Origin of the sequence: Mesorhizobium sp. M7A.F.Ca.CA.001.08.2.1, assembly GCF_003998455.1 — a bacterium.
Lineage (GTDB): Bacteria > Pseudomonadota > Alphaproteobacteria > Rhizobiales > Rhizobiaceae > Mesorhizobium > Mesorhizobium ciceri.
The window spans coordinates 1-3565 of record NZ_RZPW01000661.1; the positions used below are offsets into that span (position 1 = coordinate 1).

The window sequence follows — 3565 nt, forward strand, 5'->3', positions numbered from 1 at the left end:
GTTAGGCCGACGAACTAGGCGATGATGTCTTCTATCAGTGCTTGCAATGACGCTTCTGAACCGCTGAAACTGTCGATCATGGCTTGAATGACGCGATCCGTTCAAGGATGTCGTCATTGAATGTCAGGCCCGCGTGCTCGGCGAGCATCGCAAGGAAGGTGAGCTGGGTTCGGCCGTTGCCTTCGCGAAACGGATGCACGGCGTTGATCTCCGCGACGATGTGCGCCAGATGCTTCGCAAAGCTGGTGCCGTCGAGATGAGCTAAGCGGTCGGGATTGCCGAGTTCGCGAAAGACCCGCGCCATCTCGGTGGCGATGTGTTCGGGATAGCAGAACCAATTGCCGGCCTTGCCGATGCGGATGGTGCGCGGCTGACCGGCCCAGCCACACATCCTGGAACAGGTGCCGGTGCAGGCCGAGATAGTGACGGTAGTCGAGTTCGCCTGCCGGCAATGGCTCGTCAGCGCGAGTCAGGAACAGCGCGAGCTCGACTTCATCAAGCTCAGCCTGGTCGCGGATGTCCAACAGGTTAATGAGCACCGTCGTGCCGGGGTAGCACAGCGGATCGAACTCAGCGGCGTAGACCAACGTCTATTTCTTCTTGCGGATTCTTCCTTGATGAGCGAACGCCGCTCATCACCGGACAGTCCGTGTCGTACGCCTAGGGCGAGTAATTTCGCCATGCGAGGCGATAAGGCCATGCCTTCCACGGCGCTGATTTTCTCGCCGCGCTCGCTGGTCAGCACGAACTGGCCGGTCTTGGCTGAACGGCTGGCTCGTGAGCTAGGAGACTTCATTTCGAGACAATATCATAACCATTGAGGAGAGACCAAAATGATTTCCAGGGTAAGCCCAGTTAGCCGCGCAACCTCCCCCCCTCGGGATCGAAGAACGGTATCGGCGCCACGACCGCACGGGTCGGCCTGCCGTCGATGTCGATGCTGAGTTCGGTGCCAATCGCGGTGAAAGGCAGCCGCAGGTGCGCCGTGGCCAGCACCTTGCCCAGGGAATAGCCGTGATCGCTGTAGGTGACGATGCCGGCGTCCTCGCCATCGGCCAGGACCCTGGCATCGGTGGCGGCCGGTTTGTCGCCGTCGAGGATCAGGCCGACCCATTGCTCGTCGAGGCCCTTGTCGCGGACCTTGAGCAAAGCTTGCCGGCCGACGAAATCGCCCTTGTCGAACTTGATCCAGCGGTCGAGCCCGACATGGAACGGGGTGCGGCTCTCGTCCATGTCGATGCCGTGCGCCGGATAGGCCTTTTCCAGGCCCAGCGTGAACATTGCCAGCACGCCATAGGGTTTCAGGCCAAAGTCCCGGCCGGTCCGCATCAGCGCATCCCAGACCGAAGCGGCCTCGTCGGCCGGCACGAACAATTCGAAGCCGAGCTCACCGGTGACCCCGGTGCGCGAGATCAGCACCCGCGTGCCGTTGATGTGGCCTGACGTGAACGACCAGCGTTTCAGCCCGTCCAGATCGGCATCCGAGATCATCGCCTTCAACAGTTCGCGCGAGCGCGGACCCTGGATGGTCGGGAAGGCGATGGCTGCGGTTATGTCGGTGACATAGGCCTTGCGACCCTGCGCGTGATGCAACAGCCAGGGCAGCATCTTCAGGCGGTTGACCGAGCCGGTTACCAGCATGAAGTGCTCCGGACCCAACCGAAACACGGTGAGGTCGTCCATGATGCCGCCATCCTCGCGGCAGACCGTGGAATAGCGGACCTGGCCCGGTTTCATGGCAGCGGCATTATTGACGATGACATGGTTGACCAGCGCCTCGGCGTCCGGCCCCTTGATGTCCATCTTGCCCATGGTGCTGAGATCCTGCACGCCGACATTTTTGCGGGTGTTCAGGTGCTCGTCGGCAATGCCGGAATAGGTTTTGGCCGAGATGAAATCGCCCCCGACACGACCCATGGTCGCGCCCAGCCCGACGATGCTGCTGTAGAAAGGGGAACGCCGCTCAGCCAAGGAAGTCTCCATCATGAATTGCGATCCAGAGACCGTTTCGAAATTCGCTCTGGCGAGTCATATGATGGTGGTTTCGAGAACCGGAGCGCAGCGGACATTCAGGTCCGTGAGCACCGGAAGCGCAGAAAACGCCTTCAGATGGCCGCCAGAGTAGAGTTTCCAAACGGTCTCAGCTGCCGTAGACGTCGAACGAGAAATACTTGTCGTTGATTTCCTTGTACTTGCCATTGGCGCGCAGCGCGTCGATGGCCGCATTGAGCTTGTCGGCCAGTTCCTTGTTGCCCTTTTGCAGCGCGATGCCGACGCCGGGGCCGTGTATGGCCGGATCGGCGGTCAGCGTGCCGAGCAGCTTGCAGCAGGCGCCGTCTGGCTTCTTCAACCACTCGGTCAGGATGATCGAGCCGTCCATGATCGCGTCGAGGCGGCCATTGGCCATGTCGGTGCGGGCATCGTCGCCCGTCGGATAGGCCTTGACCGTCGAGCCTGCATATTTCTGGTCGGCGAATTTCTGGTGGATGGTCGCGGTCTGCACGCCGAGCGCCTTGCCTTTCAGGTCTTCAGGCGACGTGCCCGCGATGGTCGAATCCTTCGGCACGGCGATGGCCGGCGGCGTCTGGTAGTATTTGTGGGTGAACTCGACCTTCTCGGCCCGCTCGGGTGTGATGGTGATGTTGATGATCGCGTCGAACTTGCCGGCCTGCAGCGCCGGTATGGAACCATCGAAATCCTGCACGCTGAACTCACACTCAGCCTTCATCTCGGCACACAGCGCCTTCCCCAAGTCGATGTCGAAGCCGCCCAGCGTGCCGTCGGCACTGGCGTAGTTGAAGGGCGGATAAGCGCCTTCGGTGCCGATCCTGAGTTTTTTGTCCTGGGCGGAGGCGGCACCCGTGGCAAGGGTGAGGGCGACGGAAGCGGCAAGCACGAAACGACCGAAAAGACGCATGTTCGAGATCCCCGTTGAAAGCGGGAAGTCTACGGTCTTCCAGGCGCGCGGCGGAGACGGAAACGACATGCGCTGCGGCGATCACGGCGCGGCGAGCAGACCAGGCGAGCGATCGGTGATGTGTTAGCCGACGCGCTGCTTGTCGGTGGCCATCTGGTCGATGGCCAACTCCCCGGCCGAGAGGACAACGCCAAACTTTTCGGTGGCTTCCTCTGATGTGTAGTACCCCAGCGCCACGTCGCGCAGCACAAGATCGGCATCGCGCTGCAGCGGATCGCCATAGCCGCCGCCGCCCGGCGTGCCGACGCGCACGCGGTCGCCGGCCTTGAGCGCAATGTCCTGTTCTTTGGACAAATGCGGCGGCACGTGTTCCTCGCCGTTGCGGAAGACGGTCACCGTGTTGACGGCGCCGTCCTTGCCGCCAAGCGCGCCCTGCGGGCCGAACCGGCCATGGTCCATGACGAAGGAAGCGCGGGCGTCGCCGCGCAGGATTTCCACCTCATAGGCGAGGCCGAAACCGCCGCGATGCTTGCCGGCGCCGCCGGAGCCTTCACGCAAGGCGTAGTGGCGGTAGAGCACCGGGAATGCCTGTTCCATGATCTCGACCGGCGGCGACTTGGAGATGCCGATGGTCGAGCAGCCATTGGT

At 62.2% G+C, this 3565-nt stretch carries 5 protein-coding genes; 1 reads left to right on the plus strand and 4 read right to left on the minus strand.

The annotated features are described in order from the left end of the window. Window positions 1–76: 76 nt before the first annotated feature. Window positions 77–391 (minus strand): Fic family protein, encoded by a 315-nt coding sequence (locus tag EN914_RS40025; RefSeq protein WP_338048502.1) that lies wholly within the window; start codon window positions 389–391, stop codon window positions 77–79. Window positions 392–401: 10 nt separating this feature from the next. Here EN914_RS40025 and EN914_RS40030 point away from each other — a divergent pair, with 10 nt between their 5' ends. After that, on the plus strand, window positions 402–821 hold the full coding sequence (locus EN914_RS40030) for a hypothetical protein (RefSeq protein WP_338048503.1): 420 nt from the start codon (window positions 402–404) through the stop codon (window positions 819–821). A 34-nt stretch (window positions 822–855) separates the two neighbouring features. Here the strand turns inward: EN914_RS40030 and EN914_RS28520 are convergent, their stop codons facing one another. The 3 genes from EN914_RS28520 to EN914_RS28530 form a co-directional block, all read right to left on the minus strand. Continuing rightward, on the minus strand, window positions 856–1986 hold the full coding sequence (locus EN914_RS28520) for an aminomethyltransferase family protein (RefSeq protein ID WP_013528560.1): 1131 nt from the start codon (window positions 1984–1986) through the stop codon (window positions 856–858). Between the two features lie 154 nt (window positions 1987–2140). Continuing rightward, complete coding sequence (locus EN914_RS28525; RefSeq protein ID WP_013528561.1) at window positions 2141–2917, minus strand: ABC transporter substrate-binding protein; 777 nt, start codon at window positions 2915–2917, stop codon at window positions 2141–2143. Window positions 2918–3040: 123 nt separating this feature from the next. Beyond that, window positions 3041–3565, minus strand: a 525-nt coding sequence (locus EN914_RS28530) for a hydantoinase B/oxoprolinase family protein (protein ID WP_206527258.1), incomplete at its 5' end; no start/stop codon positions are given.